This window comes from Micromonospora sp. NBRC 110009 (assembly GCF_030518795.1).
Lineage (GTDB): Bacteria > Actinomycetota > Actinomycetes > Mycobacteriales > Micromonosporaceae > Micromonospora.
Genome location: NZ_CP130427.1, coordinates 2,069,177 through 2,089,686 on the forward strand (window position 1 = coordinate 2,069,177; position 20,510 = coordinate 2,089,686).

Annotated in this window: 16 protein-coding genes, 1 tRNA gene and 1 pseudogene; 11 read left to right on the forward strand and 7 right to left on the reverse strand. The window is 73.8% G+C overall.

The window, feature by feature from the left end:
• Nucleotides 1-18 precede the first annotated feature (18 nt).
• The 3 genes from Q2K19_RS09870 (at nt 19) to Q2K19_RS09880 (ending at nt 3,287) form a co-directional block, all read left to right on the forward strand.
• Nucleotides 19-1,218, forward strand: coding sequence for a GNAT family N-acetyltransferase (locus tag Q2K19_RS09870; RefSeq protein ID WP_302769717.1), 1,200 nt, complete (start codon nt 19-21; stop codon nt 1,216-1,218).
• Between the two features lie 39 nt (nt 1,219-1,257).
• Complete coding sequence (locus Q2K19_RS09875; RefSeq protein ID WP_302769720.1) at nt 1,258-2,007, forward strand: ZIP family metal transporter; 750 nt, start codon at nt 1,258-1,260, stop codon at nt 2,005-2,007.
• Between the two features lie 92 nt (nt 2,008-2,099).
• On the forward strand, nt 2,100-3,287 hold the full coding sequence (locus tag Q2K19_RS09880; RefSeq protein ID WP_302769722.1) for a hypothetical protein: 1,188 nt from the start codon (nt 2,100-2,102) through the stop codon (nt 3,285-3,287).
• 80 nt (nt 3,288-3,367) lie between these two features.
• On the opposite strand, the gene Q2K19_RS09885 is transcribed toward Q2K19_RS09880, so the two are convergent.
• Nucleotides 3,368-4,450: an NAD-dependent epimerase/dehydratase family protein gene (locus Q2K19_RS09885; RefSeq protein ID WP_302769725.1), complete on the reverse strand. Its 1,083-nt coding sequence runs from the start codon at nt 4,448-4,450 to the stop codon at nt 3,368-3,370.
• Between the two features lie 44 nt (nt 4,451-4,494).
• On the reverse strand, nt 4,495-4,794 hold the full coding sequence (locus tag Q2K19_RS09890) for a hypothetical protein (RefSeq protein ID WP_302769727.1): 300 nt from the start codon (nt 4,792-4,794) through the stop codon (nt 4,495-4,497).
• Nucleotides 4,795-4,905: 111 nt separating this feature from the next.
• On the opposite strand from Q2K19_RS09890, the gene Q2K19_RS09895 reads away from it, so the two are divergent.
• Nucleotides 4,906-4,980: transfer RNA gene (locus tag Q2K19_RS09895), tRNA-Lys, on the forward strand.
• A 279-nt stretch (nt 4,981-5,259) separates the two neighbouring features.
• Here Q2K19_RS09895 and Q2K19_RS09900 read toward each other — a convergent pair.
• A complete protein-coding gene (locus Q2K19_RS09900) occupies nt 5,260-5,511 on the reverse strand; it encodes a TM2 domain-containing protein (RefSeq protein ID WP_302769729.1) in 252 nt (83 codons plus the stop codon).
• Between the two features lie 320 nt (nt 5,512-5,831).
• Between Q2K19_RS09900 and Q2K19_RS09905 the strand changes: the two genes are divergently transcribed.
• The gene (locus Q2K19_RS09905) at nt 5,832-6,587 is read left to right on the forward strand and encodes a class I SAM-dependent DNA methyltransferase (protein WP_302769732.1); all 756 of its coding nucleotides are present in this window, start codon (nt 5,832-5,834) and stop codon (nt 6,585-6,587) included.
• A gap of 176 nt (nt 6,588-6,763) precedes the next feature.
• On the opposite strand, the gene Q2K19_RS09910 is transcribed toward Q2K19_RS09905, so the two are convergent.
• Nucleotides 6,764-7,840, reverse strand: coding sequence for a hypothetical protein (locus Q2K19_RS09910; protein ID WP_302769734.1), 1,077 nt, complete (start codon nt 7,838-7,840; stop codon nt 6,764-6,766).
• A gap of 162 nt (nt 7,841-8,002) precedes the next feature.
• On the opposite strand from Q2K19_RS09910, the gene Q2K19_RS09915 reads away from it, so the two are divergent.
• The 5 genes from Q2K19_RS09915 to Q2K19_RS09935 all read left to right on the forward strand — a co-directional run bounded on the left by Q2K19_RS09915 (nt 8,003) and on the right by Q2K19_RS09935 (nt 14,931).
• Nucleotides 8,003-8,491 carry a hypothetical protein gene (locus Q2K19_RS09915; RefSeq protein WP_302769735.1) on the forward strand — a complete coding sequence of 163 codons (489 nt, stop codon included), beginning with the start codon at nt 8,003-8,005 and terminating at the stop codon, nt 8,489-8,491.
• A gap of 98 nt (nt 8,492-8,589) precedes the next feature.
• Nucleotides 8,590-9,213, forward strand: a complete 624-nt coding sequence (locus tag Q2K19_RS09920; protein ID WP_302769736.1) for a phosphatase PAP2 family protein — start codon at nt 8,590-8,592, stop codon at nt 9,211-9,213.
• An 88-nt stretch (nt 9,214-9,301) separates the two neighbouring features.
• Nucleotides 9,302-12,115, forward strand: a complete 2,814-nt coding sequence (locus tag Q2K19_RS09925) for an AfsR/SARP family transcriptional regulator (protein WP_302769739.1) — start codon at nt 9,302-9,304, stop codon at nt 12,113-12,115.
• A 157-nt stretch (nt 12,116-12,272) separates the two neighbouring features.
• Nucleotides 12,273-12,752 (forward strand): sigma-70 family RNA polymerase sigma factor, encoded by a 480-nt coding sequence (locus tag Q2K19_RS09930; RefSeq protein WP_302769741.1) that lies wholly within the window; start codon nt 12,273-12,275, stop codon nt 12,750-12,752.
• Between the two features lie 118 nt (nt 12,753-12,870).
• A complete protein-coding gene (locus Q2K19_RS09935; protein ID WP_302769743.1) occupies nt 12,871-14,931 on the forward strand; it encodes an AfsR/SARP family transcriptional regulator in 2,061 nt (686 codons plus the stop codon).
• Here the strand turns inward: Q2K19_RS09935 and Q2K19_RS09940 are convergent.
• Nucleotides 14,919-18,254, reverse strand: coding sequence for a S8 family peptidase (locus Q2K19_RS09940; protein WP_302769746.1), 3,336 nt, complete (start codon nt 18,252-18,254; stop codon nt 14,919-14,921). The two genes, Q2K19_RS09935 and Q2K19_RS09940, sit on opposite strands and share 13 nt — an antisense overlap.
• Before the next feature lie 121 nt (nt 18,255-18,375).
• Nucleotides 18,376-19,150, reverse strand: a pseudogene (locus tag Q2K19_RS09945) (prepilin peptidase).
• 285 nt (nt 19,151-19,435) lie between these two features.
• Between Q2K19_RS09945 and Q2K19_RS09950 the strand changes: the two are divergent.
• Nucleotides 19,436-19,600, forward strand: a complete 165-nt coding sequence (locus Q2K19_RS09950; protein ID WP_302769749.1) for a hypothetical protein — start codon at nt 19,436-19,438, stop codon at nt 19,598-19,600.
• 24 nt (nt 19,601-19,624) lie between these two features.
• On the opposite strand, the gene Q2K19_RS09955 is transcribed toward Q2K19_RS09950, so the two are convergent.
• Entirely contained in the window at nt 19,625-20,476 is an 852-nt protein-coding gene (locus Q2K19_RS09955) for a Rieske (2Fe-2S) protein (RefSeq protein WP_302769751.1), read from the reverse strand.
• Between the last annotated feature and the right edge of the window lie 34 nt (nt 20,477-20,510).

Below are 20,510 nucleotides of genomic sequence, written 5' to 3' on the forward strand. Positions count from 1 at the left end.
CCGGGTTGGGATGGGCCAATGCGCATTCGCCGGCTGGCCGCCGAGGAACGCCCGACCACCAGCTTCCCGCTCCAGGCGTACGCGTTCGAGGCGTCGCCGATGGCCCCGTCCCGGACCGAGGAGTTCCGCGAGTACCTGCCGTACAACGCGGGCAACCGCACGCTGGTGGTCGAGGAGGACGGCAGCACCACGGCCACCGCCTCGGCGATCCCCATGCGGCAGAACCTGCGCGGCGCAGTGCTCCCGATGGCCGGCCTGGCCGGCGTGGCGACCCACCCGCTGGCCCGGCGGCGCGGCCACGTCCGGAACCTGCTCCACCGGCTGCTCGACGAGGTGCGGGCGGAGGGGCACGCGCTAACCGCGCTCTACCCGTTCCGCGCCTCGTTCTACGAGCGCTTCGGATACGTGGGGCTGCCCCGGCGCCGTACCGCCGTCTTCGGCCCGGCCGACCTGGCCCCGCTGCTCCGCGCCGAACTGCCCGGCGAGGTGGTCTGGGAGCGGATCGGCGCCGGCTACGACACGTGGCGCGGGTACACCGAGCGCTGCCTGCGCGAGCGGCACGGGTTCGCGCTCTTCCCCGACTTCCGGGCGGTCGGGCAGCGCGACCGGGACGACCGCTGGCTGCTCAGCGCCGTCCGCGACGGCGAGACGGTCGGCGCGGTCACCTACCGGATCGACGACCACGGCGGCGAACTGATCGCCGACGACCTGCTCGTCTCCGACCCGTACGCCCGGGCGTCGCTGCTCCAGTTCTTCGCCCGGCACGTCGACCAGGTGGACCGGATCAGCCTCCGGCTCCCCGCGGACGAGCTGCCCGAGCTGTGGCTCACCGACCTGGCCGTGCACGTGGAGGCACGGGTGTCCCGGCCCGGGTCGCCCGCGCCGATGGCCCGGCTGCTGAGCCTGGACGCGCTCACCGGCCTGCCGACCGGGGCCGGCCGGGTCCGCGTCGAACTGGTCGGCGACCGGTGGCTGGCCGGCAGTCACCTGCTCGACGGCGCCACCGGCAAGCTGGAGCTGCTGCCGGGCGACAGCACCGCCGTGGGCAGCGTGCCGACCGCGACGCTCACCGCCGCCGGGCTCTCCGCCCTGGCGTACGGGGTGCTCGACCCGGCCGAGGTCGCCATCCGGGGGTTCGGGGAGGTACCGGCGGACGCGGCCGCCGAACTGCGCCAGCTCTTCCCGCGCGAACTGCCGTACCTCTTCGCCGACTTCTGATCTCGTCTCCGGTGGCGGAGCGGGGGTAGGGTCGCGCGCGTGCCGGAGTGGTTGCAAGCGGGTCTCTGGGGGCTGCTGGCCGGGTCCGCCCTGTTGATCGGGGCGGCGGTCGGATTCTTCGCGCGGGTGCCGCGCCGGGTCGTCGCGTCCGTGATGGCGTTCGGCGCCGGGGTACTGCTCTCCGCCGTCTCGTTCGAGCTGATCGCCGAGGCGCACGAACAGGGCGGCCTGCTGCCGGTGACGATCGGGGCGGCGGCCGGGGCGCTCGCCTACACCGGGGCGAACGTGCTGCTGGCCCGGCGCGGCGCCCGGCACCGCAAGCGCTCCGGCGACGAGCAGCCGTCCGAACAGGAGCAGCCCGGCTCGGGCTCGGCCATCGCGGTCGGCGCGCTGCTGGACGGCGTACCGGAATCGGTGGTGATCGGCGCGAGCCTGCTGACCGGCGGTCCGGTCAGCCTGGTCACGGTGATCGCGGTCTTCCTCAGCAACGTGCCGGAGGGCCTGTCCAGCGCCGCCGGCATGCGCCTGGCCGGCCGGACCAGGCGGTACGTCTTTCTGCTGTGGACGGCGATCGCCCTGGTCAGCGGCGTCGCGGCGCTCGCCGGCTACACGCTGCTCGGCGGCGCCCCGCCGGAGGTGCTGGCGACGATCACCGCGCTGGCCGCCGGCGCGATCCTCGCGATGATCACCGACACCATGGTCCCCGAGGCGTTCGAGGACGCCCACCTGCTGGTCGGCCTGATCACCGTCCTCGGCTTCCTGACCGCCTTCGCCCTCTCCCACGTCTGACGCCCTGCGGGGTGGCCGGGCCGGCTTAGCGGTGGGTTAAGGATCCGGTGGACGGTCGTGCGGGGGCGGGGGACGCTCCTAGCATCGGGCGGGTGCGGGTGAAGTCGGCTGTCGTCCTTGTCGTCCTCGGTCTCGCCGGCGCCACGCTGCCCGCCTGCGGGTCCGACGAGCCGGCCGGGCCACGCGTCGCCGCACCCGTCGCGGCAACCGGCACCGCCGCCCCGCCGAGCACCACTCCGACGCCCGTCCCGACCGCCCGGAGCGGTCTCGGCGCCGCCCCGCCGAGCCCCTCGACGCCCGCCTTCCGCGCGGGCAACCCGGCCGGTCACGCCGCGGTGCCCGCCGAGGCGCGCGCGGTGGACACCTCGCACCCGACCCGTACGGTCGGCACCGGCACCCCCGCGAGCTGCACCTCGGCGGCGGTGGTCAAGGCCGTGGCGGCCGGCGGGATCATCACCTTCGACTGCGGTCCGGCCCCGGTGACCATCCGGATGACAGCCACCGCGAAGGTGGTCAACGCGCACGGGCCGCGGATCGTGCTGGACGGGGGCGGCAAGGTCACGCTGAGCGGCGGCGGCGAGCGCCGGATCCTCTACCAGAACACCTGCGACCGGGCCCAGGGGTGGACCACCTCGCACTGCCAGAACCAGGACCACCCGCAGCTCACGGTGCAGAACCTGACCTTCGCCGACGGCGACTCCACCGGCGACCGGACCGAGGGCGGGGGAGGCGGCGCGATCTTCGTCCGGGGCGGCCGGTTCAAGGTGGTCAACTCGCGCTTCGTCGGCAACCGCTGCGACCGCACCGGCCCCGACCTGGGCGGCGCGGCGCTCCGCGTGCTCAGCCAGTACGAGAACAAGCCGGTGTACGTGGTCAACAGCACCTTCACCGGCGGGAACTGCGCCAACGGCGGGGCGACGAGCAGCATCGGCGTCTCCTGGACGGTGCTGAACAGCGTCTTCCGCGACAACCGGGCGGTCGGCAGCGGGGCGAATCCGGCCCGGTCCGGCACTCCGGGCGGGGGCAGCGGCGGCGCGATCTACTGCGACGGCAACGAGTTCACCGTGCGGATCGCCGGCACGATCATCGAGGGGAACCGGGCCACCGAGGGCGGCGGCGCGATCTTCTTCGTCAGCAACAACCGCACGGGCACCCTCCGGATCGAACACTCGACCCTGCGCCGCAACCCCAGCCAGGGCTTCGAGACCACCGGCTTCCCCGGCATCTTCTTCCTCGGCGCCCGCCCACCCACCGTCCTCTCCTCCTCCCTCACCCGCTGACCCCCGCACCCCGCCGGGTTGATCAAGAAGTTTGCGTCGGAGTTGATCTCCCTGGAGACCGAAACTCCTTGATCAACGGGTCAGTAGGGGTTGGGGTGGCCGGGGAGGCGGGCCTTGAGGAGGGCGGCGGGGCGTCCGGGGAGGGTGGGGTCCGGGGAGAGCGGCGGGGCCGGGGTGCCGGCGCGGTGGGAGATGCCGGCGAACAGGTCCCTCAGAGCGGTGACCGCGTCGGCCCTCGGGGTCCAGCCCAGCTCGGTCTCGGCGCGGTCGCTGGACATCAACGGGGCGTTCAGCGCCAGGTCGACCCAGCCGGCGTCGACCGGTTGCAGCCGCGCGCGCCAGGTCAGCGCCGCCGCCGCGCGCAGCACCGGCGCCGCCACCGGCACCGTCCAGCCGTGGAAGTGCCGGGCCACCAGCTCCGGGGTCAGCACCGGGTCCGCGGCGACGTTGAAGGCGCCGCGCGCCTCACCCAGGACCGCCCTCGCGTACGCGTCGGCCACGTCGTCGGCGTGCACGGCCTGCATGCGCAGGCGACGGTTGGTCGGTACCAGCGGGATCCGGCCGTACCGGAGCAGCTGGACCGGGACCAGTGGGCCGAGGAAGTAGCGGCTGATCTCCGTGCCGGCGTCCCGCTGGAAGATCAGCCCCGGCCGCAGCCGGACCACCCGCAGCCCCGGGTGCTCCCGCTCGACCGTGTCGAGCAGCCCCTCCACCTCCGCCTTGTCCTCGCTGTACGAGGACCCGGGCACCCCGGTCGCCGGCCACCGTTCACTGACCGGATGATCCTTCGGCCCGGGCGCGTACGCCCCGACCGACGAGGCGTACACCAGGGCAGGGACGCCGGCCCGGACGGCCGCGTCGAGCACCGCGCGGCTGCCGCCGACGTTGGTCCGGTAGAGGGTGCGCCGGTCGTGGCTGGGCTGGATCTGCCAGGCCAGGTGCACCACCACCCGCGCCCCGGCGAAGATCGCGGTCAGCCGCCCGGCCGCGTCCGGCGCCCCGACGTCGCAGGAGTGCCACTTCACCCCGTCGTACGGCTCTCCCGCGCTCGGCCCGGGCAGCCGCCGCGCCACCCCGACCAGCTCCGGCCCGGACTCCCGCCGCAGCCGGCGCAGCAGCGCCGTCCCCACGTTGCCGGTGGCCCCCACGATCACGATGCGCATACCGGTGCCGTACCCGTTGAAGCGGACACCAACCCCCGGACCGGTCAGGGCCGGGGGTTGGTGCGCACCCAGCTCTTCTCCCCCTGCCGGCGGCCCAGGGTGGCGGCCAGGCAGCGCGGGCAGACCCAGCCCTCCGGGTCGGCCTCGGTGAGTACGTCGGTGGCCGAGTAGTCGAACGGCACGTGCGGGAAGCGCCGCAGCCGGGTACGGCTCAACGGCAGCCCGCAGAGCGTCTGGTTCTGCCCCGGCAGCCAGGCGTGCACCTCACCACCGGGCCGGCGCACCCCGTCGAGGCCCGGCACCTCGCTCGACGCGGCGACCGCGGGCGTGCTGCTCAGCCTCATGCCGGAGCCGGTTCCCCGCCCCGGCGATCCCATGCCCGGCGCTTGTCGGAAGATCGACGGCGGGGGAAGCCGGAAGGCCCGCGCGGGCGGGTTCCGGTAGCCTGGGCGGGCGGGCCGCTAGCTCAATGGCAGAGCTGTGGACTTTTAATCCATAGGTTCAGGGTTCGAGTCCCTGGCGGCCCACCATTTTCCGCCGCTGAGCCGCGGGAACGCCGGGAAGATCATCGGGCCCAGTCCGGGCACAAACGACGGTGGGCAACGCTCGGACTCGGCGGGCCTGAACAAGATCGGCCCCCGACCGCATCTCTGCTGGTCAGGGGCCGTCTTCGCACCTGGTGGCGGGTAGCGGACCCGAACCTCGGCGGCTTTCGCGGCGGACTTAGCGGCCGCTCCTGCGCGGCCCACGGGCGACCGCCCAACAGGGCATCGAGATCAATCGGCCCGGCCCGACGACTTCGGAGAAGATCAGCGGATCCCGATCGCGAGCTGCGTGTTGACCTGACGCACCTGGCTCGGCAGCGTGAACAGGTCGATCAGGACGCCCACGCCGAAGATGCCGACGGTGAACAGGTAGAGCAGACCCCGTCCGGTCTTGCCGAGGTAGAACTGGTGGCCACCGAAGACGCCGAGGAAGAACCAGAACAGGTAGGCGATACCGGTCTGCTTCTGGCGAACCTGCACGAGCATCGGCTGCGGCGAGGCGGTCGGCTGAGACATGGATGTACTCCTGATCTATGAGGCGGGTTCAGGCAGCGCCGACGCACGGGGTGCGTTCCCGCGCCTCGGGGAACATGGTCTTGCTTGCCAGATGGCAACAGTGCAGCAGAGGTTAGTTGGAAAGATCAACACCGTGATATCGGCCGTAGGGGCTGCAAGACCTCGGAGACCTGGCGGAGCAAGATCATCCAGCGCGGCGAGATTTGTCGACAGTCGGTCCGTATGCGTTGACCGGTCCGACAGCCACGGCACTGCGGGGCGCATGTCGCCCTTCATTAATGGGTGGCGTGAGCTCAGGGAGCCGAGCAGGCTTCGGTCGCATGACGAGCAGCGATCTGTGGGACGAGGACACTGCGGAGCGTTATGACGCCATCTCGGCGGAGATGTTCGCGCCCGACGTGCTCGACCCTGCCGTGGAGTTCCTGGCCCGCCTTGCGGGTGGCGGTCCGGCGTTGGAGTTCGCGATCGGCACGGGGCGGGTCGCGATCCCGCTCGCTGCCCGAGGCATCTCGGTCACCGGGATCGAGCTCTCCCAGCCGATGGTCGACCGGCTGCGACGCAAGGTACCCGCGCAGGAGCTGCCGGTGGTGGTGGGCGACATGGCCACCACCACCGTCCCCGGTCGCTTCTCGCTGGTGTACGTCGCGTGGAACAGCATCGGGAACCTGTGTACGCAGGACGAGCAGGTGCAGTGCTTCCGCAATGCGGCCCGGCACCTGTTGCCGGGGGGTCGATTCGTCGTCGAGCTGTGGGTGCCCGGCATCCGGCGGTTTCCGCCGGGGCAGTCGGCGGTGCCGTTCGAGGTGACCGACCGGCACGTCGGCTTCGACACCTACGACATGGTCACCCAGCAGGGGACGTCGCACCACTACCGGCGGCTGGAGGACGGGAGCGTCCGCTACGGCTACAGCAACTTCCGCTACATCTGGCCGGCCGAGTGCGACCTGATGGCTCGGTTGGCCGGGCTGACCCTGGAGCAGCGGGTGGCGGACTGGACCGAGGCGCCGTTCACCTCGGACAGCGAGAGCCACGTGTCGGTCTGGCGCAAGCCGCTCGACGCCGCTGACCAGGGTTAGCCAGCCGAGCTGGCAGGTTTTGTCCTGCGTGGTCCGGAGGCCGCTGCCGCGCCGGCACCGGCAGCCTGCCGCACGGTGGTGCCGAGCACGTGGGCGATGACGCCACCGACTCTGACCCCGCTCCCGCTCGCCCGGGGCAGCCGACCCCGGGCGAGCGGCCCGGCGCTGCGCTGACGCTAGGCGCGCCGCTGCCACCAGCGGCGCTTCTCGGCCGGCGCCGGCGCCGGCTCCTCCTGCTCATCGTCCTGCGCGGCGCGGGCCAGCACCGCCGTCGCCAGCGCCCGGTCGTCCGGGCGGCAGCCGGGCGTGACGAGCATCAGCTGCGCCAGCGACTCCTCGATCGTGACCAGCCGGTTCGCCGCCACGGCCGCGTCGAGCCGGGCCCGGACCACCTGGCGGACCTCCGCCCGCAGCTCGGGCTCCCGGTACGCGGCGGTGACGAGCGCGAACAGCGCCGCGTCGGCGACCCAGTCCTCGACGCCGAAGGCGAGGTCCACCAGCACCTCGCGCCGGACCGAGGTCGACCACGGCTGGTCCTTGGCGTGGTGCAGGATGCCGAGGCACACCCACGGCTGCATGAGCCGGTACCAGTAGGTCGGCGTCGACGTGGCCAGGTGCTGCCAGCGCGCGGTGTCCGGCGGACCGGGCAGGTGGGCGAGCAGCCCGAGCAGGTCGGCCAGGGGCAGCTCACCGAGGGGGGCGGCCTTCACGTACCCGGAGAGCGGCGACGCCCACGGCTCCCCGGCGACCTCCTGCAGCAGCCGGACCGCGGCGCCCGACGGCGCAGGCCCGGCGGGCACCGGCTCGGTGCCGTCGTACCGCCAGATCGCGTACCGACCGGGCCGTACGGGCGTGCGGATGTCGGGGGCCGGGAACTCGGCGATGCCGATGTCGACCGGGCCGGCGACCCGGTGGCAGGCGGTCATGGCGCTCGCCGGCTCCGCCGCCGACAGCCCGAGGCCGGTGACCTCAAGCTGCTCGCCCCGGGCCCGGCGGCCACCGATCTCGTTGGCGACATTGGTGATCGCCTCGCTCGGCATCGGCACCCAGTTGAGCCAGGGGCGCTTCGCTCCCGCCAGGGCGAACACCACGTCGGTCATCCCGCACGGGTGTGGATCGTCGTGTACGGCCACCAGGTGCGCGACGTCGCCGGACGCGCGGAACCGCACCGCGTGCCGGGCCGCGTCGCGGTGCGGAAAGTTGGGGTCGTCCGCCATCTGACGCAGGTCGGCATCGGCATCGCCGGAAAGCATGGCGCGGAGCGTAACAACCCGGGCGGTCCATGGGGGACCCCGCCGACGGGCCGGGCAGCACTCCCGGCGACACACCGCCGACCCCTCGTGTCCTTGATCCGGCTGCGTACGCCGTTCACCCTGGTACGACGGTGGGGAACACGCGACGCCCGGGAGGTACCGATGACCGGTAGGCGGGAGACCGTGGAGGTCGACCCGGTGGTGTTCCGCGCGGTCTACGACTCGCCCGCCTCGCTGCCGGGCCGGCACCGCTGGACCACCCCCGAGTCGGACGTACGCCGGCTGGAGAAGCTGCTGAACATGCCGACGCGCAGCATCGGCGCGCCGCTCTGGGTCAGCGGCGACGAGCCGGACTGCCCGAAGTGCGGTCGCCGGGTGAACTGGTACGACATCGTCTCCTCGGCCCTGCACGGCGTGCACGACCGGGCGATGATCGCCCGGGTGATCCTCGGCGAGCGCAAGTACGTCAACACCGAGGTTCCCGACGCCATCCCCGGGGTGCACTGCGCCGACTGCCGCACCGCTATCGACGGCCTGCGCAGCTTCAAGTGCCACAACTGGGCGTACGCCTTTGAGGCGCTGGAGGAGATCGTCGAGCGGATGTCCGGCGGGGTGGGGCAGCCGGCACAACGCCGGCCCGCCTCGTCCTGACCCGCGGCTGAGAGCTGTCTGAGACTTCGGTGCCCTGACCGGCATTCACCCGCCATCCTCCAGGTGAACGGAGTATGAACGGTGGGTGAGGTGGATTCATGACTGACGCCGTGGCGACGGACGTCCCGGACATCAGCGCCGACTGGTACCGCGACATCGTCCAGTTCGCCGACCACACCCCGCAGCCGGTCCAGTGGTTCGCCACCCACTTCACCGAGGGAGCGATCGTGCTGCTCGGCATCCTGATGGTGCTGGCGGCGCTGACCAGGCTGGTCGGCGGCGACCTCCGGGGCCGGGCACTCGCCCTGGCCGCGCCGGTGGCGGTGATGCTGGCGTACGGCGCGAGCGAGGGGCTCAAGGACCTGGTCGCCGAGGACCGGCCCTGCCGCAGCCCGGCCGACCTGGTGATCGTCGCCGGCCACTGCCCGGCGGTCGGCGACTGGTCGTTCCCCAGCAACCACGCCACCATCGCGGGCGCGTTGGCCGCCACCGCGCTGCTGCTGCACCGGCGGATCGGCCTGGTGGCCGCACCGCTGGCCCTGCTCGCCGCGTTCTCCCGCACCTTCGTCGGGGTGCACTACCCGCACGACGTGGCCGCCGGCCTGCTGCTCGGCGTCGTGGTCGGCACCCTGCTCACCCCGCTCGCCGCCCGGCCCCTGGCCGAGATGCTGCACCGCCTCCAGCGCCCGGCCACCGCCCCACCCCACCCCGCCCGCCGCTGACCCGGCGTCCCGCCCCGGAGACCCGGTCTCGCCCCAGGCCCGTGGTCGCCAACGCCGGGCGCCGGAGCGGCCGGTTACCGTTGCCGGTGTGCGGGCGGAGGTGGGCGAGACGATCGGTTTCTCGGTGCTCGGCTCGATCAGGGTCGTCCGCGCCGGCGCCGAGCTGCCGCTGGGCGCCCGCCAGCAGCGCCTGGTGCTCGCGATGCTGCTGGTCCGGGCCGGTTCACCGGTCTCCCTCGCCGAGCTGGTCGACCTGCTCTGGGACGAGGAGCCCCCGGCCAGCGCCGCGAACGTCGTGCACCGGCACGTCGGCATGCTCCGGCGCCTGTTCGAGCCCGGCCTGCCCACCCGGGCGGCGGGTCGGCACATCCTCCGGGAGCTCTCCGGCTACCGGCTGCGCGCCGACGAGGAGTCCCTCGACCTGCTGAAGTTCCGGTCGCTGAGCCGGCTGGCGGGCCGGAGCCTGCAGGACGGCGACCCGGAGTCGGCGCTGCGGCATTCCCTCGACGGGCTGCGGCTGTGGCGCGGCCGGTGCGCTGCCGGGCTGGAACCGGCGTCCCGCCTGCATCCCGCGTTCCTCGCCGTGGAGGCCGAACGCGCCGAGGCGGTGCGCACGGCCGCCGACGCCGCCGAGCGCTGCGGCCGGATGAGCGCGGTGTTGGCGCCGTTGCGGCAGGCCGCCGAGCAGCACCCGCTCGACGAGTCGCTGCAGAGCCGGTTGCTGCTGGCGCTGGCCGCCGACGGCCGCCAGGCGGAAGCCGTCGAGGTGTACCGGGTGGTGCGCCGCCGGCTCGCCGACGACCTGGGCGTCGATCCGGGCGAGGAGCTGCGGGAGGCGTACGACCGGCTGCTGCACCAGCGCACCCGGCCGGCGCGTACCGAGCCGCCGGCGCCGCTCCCGCGGCCCGCGCAGCTGCCGCCGGACCTGCCCTTCTTCAGCGGCCGGGACGACTTGATCGCGGAGGCCCGCGCGGCGGTCGCGCGCCCGGGCGGGCCGGCGGTGCTCGCGATCGACGGCATGCCGGGGGTCGGCAAGACCGCCCTCGCCGTCCACCTCGCCCACGGGTTCGCCGGCGGTTACCCGGACGGGCAGCTCTATGTCGACCTGCGCGGATACGACGGGCGGGAGCCGGCGATGAGCCCCGCCGAGGCGCTGCGCGGCTTCCTCGGCTCGCTCGGGGTGCCGCAGGAGGGCATTCCCGCCGAGCTGCACGCCCAGGCGGGCATGTACCGCAGCAGCCTTGCCGGCCGGCGCCTGCTGATCGTGCTCGACAACTGCCGGGACGCCGAGCAGATCCGGCACCTGCTGCCGGGCGGCCCCGGCTGCCTGGTGATCGTCACCAGCCGCAGCCGGCTCAGCACCCTGCTGACCACGGCCGGCGCCCACCCGTTGCCGGTCGGCCTGCCGAGCGTCGACGAGGCCCGCGCGGCGCTCCTGGGGCCGCTCGGCGCCGGCCGCGTCGCGGCGGATCCGGCCGCGATCGACGCCATCATCGCCAGCTGCGGGCGGCTGCCGCTCGCGCTGGCCGTGGTGGCCGCCCGCGCGGCGAGCCTGGCGGGGACGTCATCGACGCAGATCGCCGCCGAGCTGGCCCGAGCGCCGGGGAGCCTGGACGGCTTCGACGACGACGATCCGCAGACCGGCCTGCGTGCCGTCTTCTCCTGGTCCTACCAGGCGCTCTCCGCCCCGGCCGCCCGGCTCTTCCGGCTACTGCCGATCCACCCTGGCCCCGACATGTCGATCGCCGGGGCGGCGGGCCTGGCCGGCGTGCCGCTGCGGAGCGCGCGGGCACTGCTCGGCGAGCTGAGCCGCGCGCACCTGATCGGCGAGGATCTGCCGGGCCGCTACCGCACCCACGATCTGCTGCTGGCCTACGCCACGGAGCTGGGCGAGGAACACGACGGCCCGGCCGAGCGCGCCGCCGCGGAGCTGCGCTGCCTGCGGTTCTACCGGGCCACCGGCTATGAGGCGCACCGCTGGCTGCTGACCTCCGAGTACCAACCGATGATCGAGCCGGGGCCGGGCGAGACACCGCTGCGCTTCGCCGGGCACGGCGACGCCATGCGCTGGTTCACCGCCGAGCGGCAGGTCCTGACCGCGCTGATCGGCCGGGCCGCCCGCCAGGGCCGGCACACCGAGGCCTGGCAGCTCGCCCTGGGCATGCAGCACTTCTTCGAACGCAGCGGCCGGTGGATCGACTGGACGACGACCGGCGAGGTGGCCCTCGAGGCCGCCCGGGCGGGCGGCGACCTGGTCGGGCAGGCCCGGATGCACCGCAGCCTGGCCGGCGCGGCCTACTTCCGGCACGAGCACGAGACCGCGATCGGGCACCTCGACCAGGCGCTCGAGCTGCTCGCCCGGCTTGGCCTGCACGGCGAGATGACCAGGGCCGCGATCAACCGGGCGATGATCCTGGCCGCCCAGGGGCGACACGAGGAGGTCGTCCGGGCGCTCTCCGCGGCGGTGGGGCCATGGACGGCCGGAGACCACAAACTGCTCGCGGACGTCCTGGTGATCATGGCCACGAGCTACGCCGAACTGGGCCGGGAGGAAGACGCCGTGCGCTGCGCCGAGCAGGCGATGGCGCTGTCGCGCGGAGCACGGTACCGGCTGGGCATCGCCGAGGCGTGGGAGGTGTTCGGCCGGGTGCACTCCGCCCGCCGGGAGCTCGGCAGGGCGGTCGACTGCTGGCGCGAGGCGGCCGTCGCCTACCAGGAGGCCTCGGCGTCGGCGCCGGCCGCGGAGGTGCTGGCAATGCTCGGCGACGCCCTCGCCGCCGCCGGCGATCAGGACGCCGCGGTGCGGGCGTGGCGGGAGGCGCTGACCCTGATCCCGTCCGCGCAGACGCCGACCGCCCGGCGGCTGGCCGGCCTGCTCGCGGTGGTCACGTCGCATCCCTGACCGACTGCGATCGGTGACGGCACTCGATCCGCACTTGCGCGTCAGTTCATTCACATCGATCGTCCCTAGGCTCGTGCCTCAGCCACCGTTGCTCCTGCCTGTGGGGGATGCCGTGCTGCGGGAACCCGACGAATCACCGGCCGGCCGGGCCGAGCGCATGACCGCGCTCCATGCGGACCACGCCCGCGCCGTGCTGCGTCTCCTGCTCGTGCTGACCCGCAGCCAGCGGCAGACCGCCGAGGATCTGCTCCAGGAGACGATGCTGCGGGCCTGGCGGCACCTCGACTCGGTGCCGGCCGAGCCCGACGCCGCCCGCCGGTGGCTGCTGACCGTCGCCCGGCGGCTCGTCATCGACGGCGTCCGGCTGCGGCGGGGCCGCCCGGCCGAGGTCCATCTCGTCGACATGACCTGGATTCCCGCTGGTGACGACACCACCGGCGCCGCACTGGCGGCGCACGCCATCCGGCATGCGCTCGGCCGGTTGAGCCCGGCGCAGCGCAGTCTGCTCTCCGACGTCTACCTGGTCGGGCGGTCAGCGGAAGAGGTCGCCGGCCGGCTGGGCGTGCCGATCGGCACGGTGAAGTCCCGGACCCACCATGCGCTGCGCGCCCTGCGCACCGGCCTCGAGGCGGCCTGAGCAGGGACGACTCCGCGGGCTGGCGGTCGTCGCTGAGTCGAAGCTCATAGTGCCGCAGCGCGCGCCCCTGTCATGCTGTGGCGATCGTGGCAACCGGCCCTGGACGGATCGCAGCAAGATGACCAGCCCGCTCTCGTTCGCGGTTCTCGGCCCGGTGCGCGCCTGGCGCGGCCAGTCCGAAATCGGTCTGGGCACCCGGCAGCAGCGGCTGATCCTGGCGTTGCTGCTCGCCCGGGCCGGCGGCGCGGTCAGCGTCGCCGAGCTCGTCGACCTGCTCTGGGAGTCCGACCCCCCACCCAGCGCGGTCAACGTGGTGCACCGGCACGTCGGGATGCTCCGGCGGCGCTTCGAGCCGGGCCTGCCGACGCGGGCAGCGGGCTCGGTGCTGATCCGCGACGGCGCCGAATACCAGCTGCGGATCGACGGCGAATCGCTCGACCTGCTGCGGTTCCGGCGCCTGGTCGCCGAGGCCGGTGGCGGCTTCGGCGAGCCGGCCGTCGAGCTCTACCGGGAGGCGCTGGCGCTGTGGCGCGACCGGTGCGCCGCGGACCTGCAGGCCGGCCGCCGGGCTCATCCGGAGTTCGTCGCGGTCGACGGCGAGCGGGTTGCGGCCGTCCGGGCGGCGGCCGACGCCGCCTTGCGGGCCGGGTGCGTTCCCGCAGTGCTGCCCGCGATCCGGCTGGCCGCCGAACACGAGCCGCTGGACGAGGCACTACAGGCGCGGCTGCTCCTCGCGCTCGCCGCGGACGGCCGGCGGGCCGAGGCCCTCGCGGCTTATGCCGACATCGAGCACCGGCTCGCCGACGAGCTCGGCATCCAGCCGGGCGGCAACCTGCGCGCGGCGCGGGACAGCCTGCTCGACCACGACTTCCCGGGCGACGGCCCCAGGTCGCGGCGCGGCGTCAGACCGGCCATCATTCGGTCCGGAGCGCCGCCCATCGGCGCGGAGGCCGAATTTGGCCGCCCGGCCTTCATTCGGTCCGGAGCGCCGCCTGGCGGGGCGGAGGCCGAATTATGGCCACCGGCCGAGCTGAAGTTGTCGCAGCCGACCCGGGTCGAGCCGCCGGCGCAGTTGCCGGCCGACCACCCCCACTTCACCGGCCGCCGCGGCGTCCTGGCCGCCGCGGCGGAGCTGCTGGCCGGAGACCGGCAGACCACGGCGCTGGTCATCGACGGAATGCCCGGTGTCGGGAAGACCACCCTCGCGGTGCACCTGGCCCACCGGCTGGCCGCCCGCTACCCCGATGGGCAGCTGCACGCGGACCTGCGGGGTTTCGACTCCGGCGAGTCGGTGATGGCACCGGGGGAGGCGTTGCGCGGCTTCCTCTGGTCTCTCGGGGTCGCCCCGGCCGCGATCCCGGCCGAGCTGCACGCCCAGGCCGGCCTCTACCGCAGCATCCTGGCCGAACGCCGGATGCTGATCCTGCTCGACAACTGCCGCGACTGGGACCAGATCCGGCACCTGCTGCCCGGCACCGGCGGCAGTCTCGTCATCGCCACCAGCCGCCGCCGGATCACCGGCCTGGCCACCCCGGTCGGCGCCCAACCGCTGCACCTCGACCCGCTGACCGACGCCGAGGCCCGCGAGCTGCTCGCCCGCCGGCTCGGCGACGCGGTGGCCGCCGACCCGGCCGCCGTCGACGAGATCATCGCGCGGTGTGGCCGGCTGCCGCTCGCCCTGGCGCTGGTCGCCACCCGCAGCGTCGGCCGGCCCGGGCTCAGCCTGCCCGCGGTCGCCGGTGAGCTGGCCGAGGCCGACGGCCGGCTGGCCGGCTTCGGGGACGCACACGCCCATCTGGAGGCGACCTTCTCCTGGTCCTACCGGGCCCTGACTCCCGAGGCAGCCCGGCTCTTCCGGCTGCTGCCCCTGCACCCGACCGGGGAGCTGACCACCGAAGCGGCGGCCGCCCTGGGCGGCCTGTCCCTGCGCGCCGCCCGCGGCCTGCTCGCCGAGCTCGGGGCGCAGCTGCTGGTCCAGCCCGGCGACGGCCGGTGGCGGATGCATGGTCTGCTGCGCGCCTATGCCGTGGAGCTCGGGGAGGAACACGACGACGCGGCCGAGCGGAACGCCGCCATCGAGCGGGTCCACGACTATTACCAGCGGAGCTGCTCTGGCACCGGTGACCCGGACGCGGCGCCGGTGGGCGCCGCGTCCGGGGCCCTCGCTCAGTACCGGTAGGCGCGGATGATGGTCTGCTTGACCGTGTTACCGCTGGTGTCCGTCGCGGCGGCCCGCAGCGAGACGAAGCCGGTGCCGGCCGGGTTGCGCACCCAGGCGACCCCCTTCTCGCCGGACCGCTGCACCGTCAGCTGCTGCCAGGTCTGGCCGTCGTCGAAGGACGCCTCGACGGTCAGGCTCGTGGTCTGGCCCGGCTCCGCCCCGATCTGACGGTCGAGCGAGACCGGGATCGCGAACAACTGGTCGGCCGGCGCCCGGTTGTCGATGTCGAGCTCCGGGGTGAACCGGACCGCCGTCAGCGGCAGCTTCACCAACTCGCCGTCGGCCACGTGTCCGGACTTGAAGGTCCACTCCGCGTCGACCACCGTCGAGAGGCTGAACACCGGGTCGCTGCGGAAGGTCGCGGCCAGCCGGTAGTCACCCGTCTCCGCGGGCACGTGCCAGGCCCAGGGCGTCTCGGTCCCGTCGCCGACCTTGACCCCGTTGCGGTAGAGGCTCACGTCCACGCTGCCGCCGCGAGTGAACCGGAAGCCCATGTGCCCGGAGCCGTCGCCGTGCAGCGGCCCCGGCCCGCCGATCTGGTCACCCCAGTACCGGGTGGCGAACTGCTGGCCGAAGTTCGGCTCCGGGAAGACCGGCCCGGCCACCGCGTTGGCCCACTTCACGTTGTACGTGCGGCCGGCCTTGAAGCTGGTCCACGCCGACTCGTAGTACGTGAACCGCCGCTGGAACGAGGTCGACTGCCACACCGCCTGCTTGTCCTGGTTGTAGTACTCGGTGATGGTGTTCGGCGCGTCGTAGGAGAAGCTCGGCTGGGCCTGGTACTCGTCGCGGTAGACCGGCGAGTTGCCGGGCGCGTGCGCGATCGCGGTCCGCGACACCGGTACGCCGGCCACGTCCGCGCTGATCTGGGAGCGGACCGTGGCGAAGTCACCCGCGTGCAGCTTGCGGGTCAGCCCGGTCATCATCTTCTCCGGCTCGTAGAGGTAGACCCGGTAGACGTACGGAGTGTTGTACACGCTGCCGTTCTGGGCCACCCCGGCCCAGATCGCATTGACGTACGAGACGAAGCCGGGCGTCTTGCCGGTCCCGATCTGCGCGGTCCGCACCTTGTCGAACGGGACGTTCATCAGCACGCCGTACGGGTCGTTGCTGCCCCAGATCTCCGGCTGCTCGGTCCGGATCGTCCAGCCGGACTCCTGCCAGACCGCAGCGGCCTTCGAGTTCGGCACCGACACCGCGATCGGCTTCGCCTGGCGGGTGTCCATGGTGAGCGCCTGATCCTTGGTCATGTCGAGGCTCGGGCGCACCAGCGTGGTGATGTCCGGGTTCGCCCAGTCGCCGGTCAACAGGTAGGTCTGGACCAGGTAGCGGCCCGCGCGGACCCGGTACCTGGTGGTCGCGGGGTCGTCGAACACCAGGACGGTCTGCCGGTCCAGGTCGGTCAGGACGGTCACCCAGCCCTGCTCGGCCGTGGGCGCTCCGCCGTCCGGCCCGATGAACTTGACGGTCAGGTCGTGGCGGACGACGTCGAGCGCGACCGGGGTCTGCACCTGCGCGCCGCCACCGGTGGCGGTCACCTCACCGCCGAAGTAGCGGTCCGGCAGGTCCGTGCCGGCCTGCACGTTGACGGTCACGGTGGCGGTGCCGCCGGCCGGGACCGTCACCGAGGAGGCGCTGAGGCTGAACAGGCCGGCCGGCGCCGGGGCGCCGTCGGCGTCCTTGGCGTCGAGGGAGACGGCCAGGGTGAGGTCGGCAGAGCCGCCGTTCGCGTACGTGACGGTGCGCTGCTGCGCGGTGGTGTTCCGCTCGAAGGCGATGCTGACCGGGCTCGCCGTGACGTCCTGCCGGATCGCCCGGGCGACGTTGAGGAAGCCCGCGCCCTGCTCGTAGACCCCGATGGCGGCGTTCGGCTGCGCGGCCGCCATCAGCGTGGACTTGATCCGCTCAGGCGCCCAGTCCGGGTGCTGCTGGAGCAGGATCGCCGCCGCGCCGGCCACGTGCGGAGTCGCCATCGAGGTGCCGGAGAGGCTGGCGTACTGCGGGTTCTCGTCGTCCGGCCACAGGTCCGAGGTCGAGCTGCGGGCGGCGACGATGCCGACGCCGGGCGCGGTGATGTCCGGCTTGATGCCGGCGTCACCCACGCGCGGACCCCGGCTGGAGAACTCGGCAAGCTCACCGGTCTTGGTCACGGCGCCCACGGTCAGCGCCTCGGCCACGTCGCCGGGCGAGCTCACCGTGGACTCGCCGGCCAGGCCGGAGTTGCCCGCGGCGACGACGAAGAGCACGCCGTAACGGTGGGTGAGGTCGGCCAGGGCAGCCTCGATCGGGTCGGTGTCCGGGCTGTCCGGGCCACCGAGGCTCATGTTGGCGACCTTGACGCCCTGCTGCGCCGCCCAGGTCATGCCGGCCACGATCGCCGACTCCGGGCAGCCCTCCTGCATGCAGACCTTGGCGCTGTAGATGGTCGCGCCGGGCGCCATGCCCTTGTAACGGCCCTGCGACGCGGCCCCGCTGCCGGCGATGGTGGAGGCGACGTGGGTGCCGTGGCCGACCCGGTCCAGGTTGTCCGGGTCCGAGGTGAAGTTCTCCGCGGCGGCGACGCGGTCGGCCAGGTCGGGGTGGGTCAGGTCGACGCCGGTGTCGATCAGGCCGACCTTCACCCCCGTGCCCGTCCAGCCGGCCTGCCAGGCCTGCGGCGCGCCGGTCAGCGGGACGCTGACGTCGAGGGTGGGGTGGCGCAGCCCGTCGAGCCAGATCTTGTCGAACCCGGCCCGCAGTTGCCGCTCGGTGCCACTCGTGGCGGATGTGAGGCTGTTCCAGAAGGACACCGCGTCCGCGCGGTTCTCCGCGACCGCGCTCAATCCGGAGAGTTCCCGGGTGGTCCGGGCGCCGGCGAGGCGGGCGGGGGCGGCGCCGCTGTGCTGGACGATGAGCGGCAGGGTGGCCCGGGTGTCGTCGTAGCCGAACCCGACCTGCATCGAGATGTCGAAGAGCCGCTCGTCGAGCTTGCCCCGGTTGAGCAGGCCGACGGCGTCGGCGGGGATGACCCGCACGTCCTTGCCGGCGCTGTGGGTGATGAACGGGATCCGTTCCCGTCCCTTGCCCGGCACGACGTCGACGGCCGTCTGGCCATTCTTGGTGCTGACGTGGACGGTGTCGCCGGTGAGCAGAGTGACCGTCCGGGGTTTGGACGCGACCGCGGGTGGGGTCGCCGGCTTCGCGGCCTGCGGCTGCGCCGACGCCGGTGAGGCGCCCGGTGTCACCGCCGAGACGCCCAGCACGAGTAGTGCCAGCGCCGATATCTTGCGAACTGAACGCATCTTTCTCCCTGGATGAGCGCGAGAGGTAATCCGGGTGGTCCGGACGTGACCGGCGGGTGAAAGTTCACCTGGAGTGATCTGGGTCACAGTCGCGCCATCGCAGACCTGGGCGATCCGGCGTCTACCAGGCCCAGGTGGCGAGAAGGAGGGTGAGCGTGGTGGCCAGGATCAGGAACGGGCCGAAGGGCAGGTGGCTGGACCAGCGGACCCGACGGGCCGCCAGCAGCGCCAGGCCGACCAGCGCGGCGAGAGCGAGGCTGAGCACCAGGCCGGCGATCAGCACCGGCCAGCCGTACCAGCCGAGCAACGCCCCGGCCCCGAGCGCGAGCTTGGCGTCGCCGAGCCCGAATCCGCGCCAGCCGAGCAGCAGGGTGGTGCTCGCGAAGCCCACCCCGAGGACGAGCCCGGCCGCGACGGCGCGCAGCCAGGGCGCCGGCCCCGCCCCGGCCAGCGCCACAACCCCGAGCAGCGCCCAGGTGCCGGCCGCGGCCGGGTAGGTGAGCCGGTCCGGCAACCGGTGCACGGCGAGGTCGACCAGGGCCAGCGGCACCGCCCAGGCGAGCCACCACGCCATCGCCGCGCGCTCGCCGACCGGCCCGCCGGCCAGCACGACCACCGCCGTCACGGCCACCAGGGCCAGTTCCACCCCGCCGGGTGCCGCGCCGATCCGGTCGCGGCACGCCGGGCAGCGGGCCGAGCGCCGGCAACGGCCGGTCCAGGCCGATCGGCGCGCCGCAGCCGTCGCACCCCGTCCGGTCCGGCGATCCCGGGGGTACGGCGTACCGGGCGACCGCCAGCCGGATCAGCGGTACGACCGCCAGGGCGGCGAGCAGGCGTACCGCCGGACGGCCGGTGGCGGTCGCCGGGCGGGTGCGCCGGACCCGTTCGGCGGTCACGCCGGTTTCCCCGAGCGGTTGCACACCGTTCCACTATGGAGCACGGAGAGTGATTTTCCCCCGCCGGATGTGTGAATCGACGACGGCGCCCGGCAGCATGCCACCGGCCGACTGGTGGTGCGCCCGGCGTCCCCGTCGAAGCCGGCCCCGACATCCGGGGGCGGATCGGGCGCGACCGCGCACGGGAGCGGGGCCGGAACGACCGGTCAGACGCCGAAGGCCAAGCCCTCGCCGTCCCGGGCCGGGGCTCCGAGGTCGACGGAGCCGGCCGGCGCGCCCCCGGCGATGGCGGCGGGCGCCTCCCGGGCCACCGCCGACGACGAGGGGATCAACCAACCGCTGGCGATCTCGGCGGTGCTGGCGGTGGCGAGCATCGTCGGCGCGCAGATCGGCCTGCGCCGCCGCCCGGCCGCCCGCGCGCTGGTCACCGGCCGCCACCGCAAGGACTGACCGGGCCACCCGGTAGGGCGAGGGTCAGGGGAGGCGGGCCTCGAGACGGCCGTCGACGATGCGGGTGGGGAGGACGACCTGGTCGTTGCCGGACGGGCCGTGCACCACCTCGCCGCCGTTGAGCCGGAACGCGCTGCCGTGCCACGGGCAGACCACGCAGGCATGCCCGTCGATTTCCTGCACGTCGCCCTCGCCGAGCGGTCCACTCTGGTGCGGGCAGCGCTCCAGCATCACCGTCACGTCGTCGCCGTGCCGGTAGAGGATCACCGAGACGTCGTCGATCTCGCGGGTGACCAACTGCCGCTGCGGCAGGGTGGTCAGGTCGCCCACCGGGTGCCAGCCCTCGCTGATCAGGTGCAGCTCGGAGATGCTCTGGCTGACCTGGGCGCCCTGCTTGTACGCGAGGTGCCCGCCCAGGTACGCCCCGCCGCTCGCGGCCGACAGGCCGAGGTACGCCAGCGCCCGACCCATGCCGTGCCGGCCGTTCAGCCGGGCCACGAGGGAGCCCGCGTACAGGCTCAGACCCACGACGTTCGCGGCGGCGTGCACCAGGCCGACCCGGCGCTGGTCGCGGGCGAGCCCGGCCCAGTCGTTGAGCCCGGCCACGGCCGCCGGCAGTGCGCTGGCCGTACCGACCCCGATCAGGGCGGTGGCCGCCTTACGCTGGCCGGGCAGCAGATCGACGATCGCCGCCGAGATCCACGCGCCCACCGGCACCTGCACCATCGCCGGGTGCAGCGGGTGCCCCAGCCAGACGCCGTGCAGCAGGTCCCGGATCCGCTGCGAGCGCAGGGTGCCCTGGACGGCGCGCTGTAACCGGTCACCCGCCCGGTCCAGCGCCGTGGCCTGTTCGAGTTTCGTCAGAAGTTCGCGCACCTTCTCCGACTTCCCGGCAGGAGCGACCGCAAAC

What these genes read in the sequence shown, in the direction of transcription:
- Q2K19_RS09870 (WP_302769717.1), top strand. Translation starts at nt 19, where the DNA reads ATGCGCATTCGCCGGCTGGCCGCCGAGGAACGCCCGACCACCAGCTTC.
- Q2K19_RS09885 (WP_302769725.1), bottom strand. Translation starts at nt 4,450, where the DNA reads ATGCGCATCGTGATCGTGGGGGCCACCGGCAACGTGGGGACGGCGCTG.
- Q2K19_RS09890 (WP_302769727.1), bottom strand. Translation starts at nt 4,794, where the DNA reads ATGAGGCTGAGCAGCACGCCCGCGGTCGCCGCGTCGAGCGAGGTGCCG.
- Q2K19_RS09900 (WP_302769729.1), bottom strand. Translation starts at nt 5,511, where the DNA reads ATGTCTCAGCCGACCGCCTCGCCGCAGCCGATGCTCGTGCAGGTTCGC.
- Q2K19_RS09905 (WP_302769732.1), top strand. Translation starts at nt 5,832, where the DNA reads ATGACGAGCAGCGATCTGTGGGACGAGGACACTGCGGAGCGTTATGAC.
- Q2K19_RS09910 (WP_302769734.1), bottom strand. Translation starts at nt 7,840, where the DNA reads ATGCTTTCCGGCGATGCCGATGCCGACCTGCGTCAGATGGCGGACGAC.
- Q2K19_RS09915 (WP_302769735.1), top strand. Translation starts at nt 8,003, where the DNA reads ATGACCGGTAGGCGGGAGACCGTGGAGGTCGACCCGGTGGTGTTCCGC.
- Q2K19_RS09920 (WP_302769736.1), top strand. Translation starts at nt 8,590, where the DNA reads ATGACTGACGCCGTGGCGACGGACGTCCCGGACATCAGCGCCGACTGG.
- Q2K19_RS09930 (WP_302769741.1), top strand. Translation starts at nt 12,273, where the DNA reads ATGACCGCGCTCCATGCGGACCACGCCCGCGCCGTGCTGCGTCTCCTG.
- Q2K19_RS09935 (WP_302769743.1), top strand. Translation starts at nt 12,871, where the DNA reads ATGACCAGCCCGCTCTCGTTCGCGGTTCTCGGCCCGGTGCGCGCCTGG.
- Q2K19_RS09940 (WP_302769746.1), bottom strand. Translation starts at nt 18,254, where the DNA reads ATGCGTTCAGTTCGCAAGATATCGGCGCTGGCACTACTCGTGCTGGGC.
- Q2K19_RS09950 (WP_302769749.1), top strand. Translation starts at nt 19,436, where the DNA reads ATGGCGGCGGGCGCCTCCCGGGCCACCGCCGACGACGAGGGGATCAAC.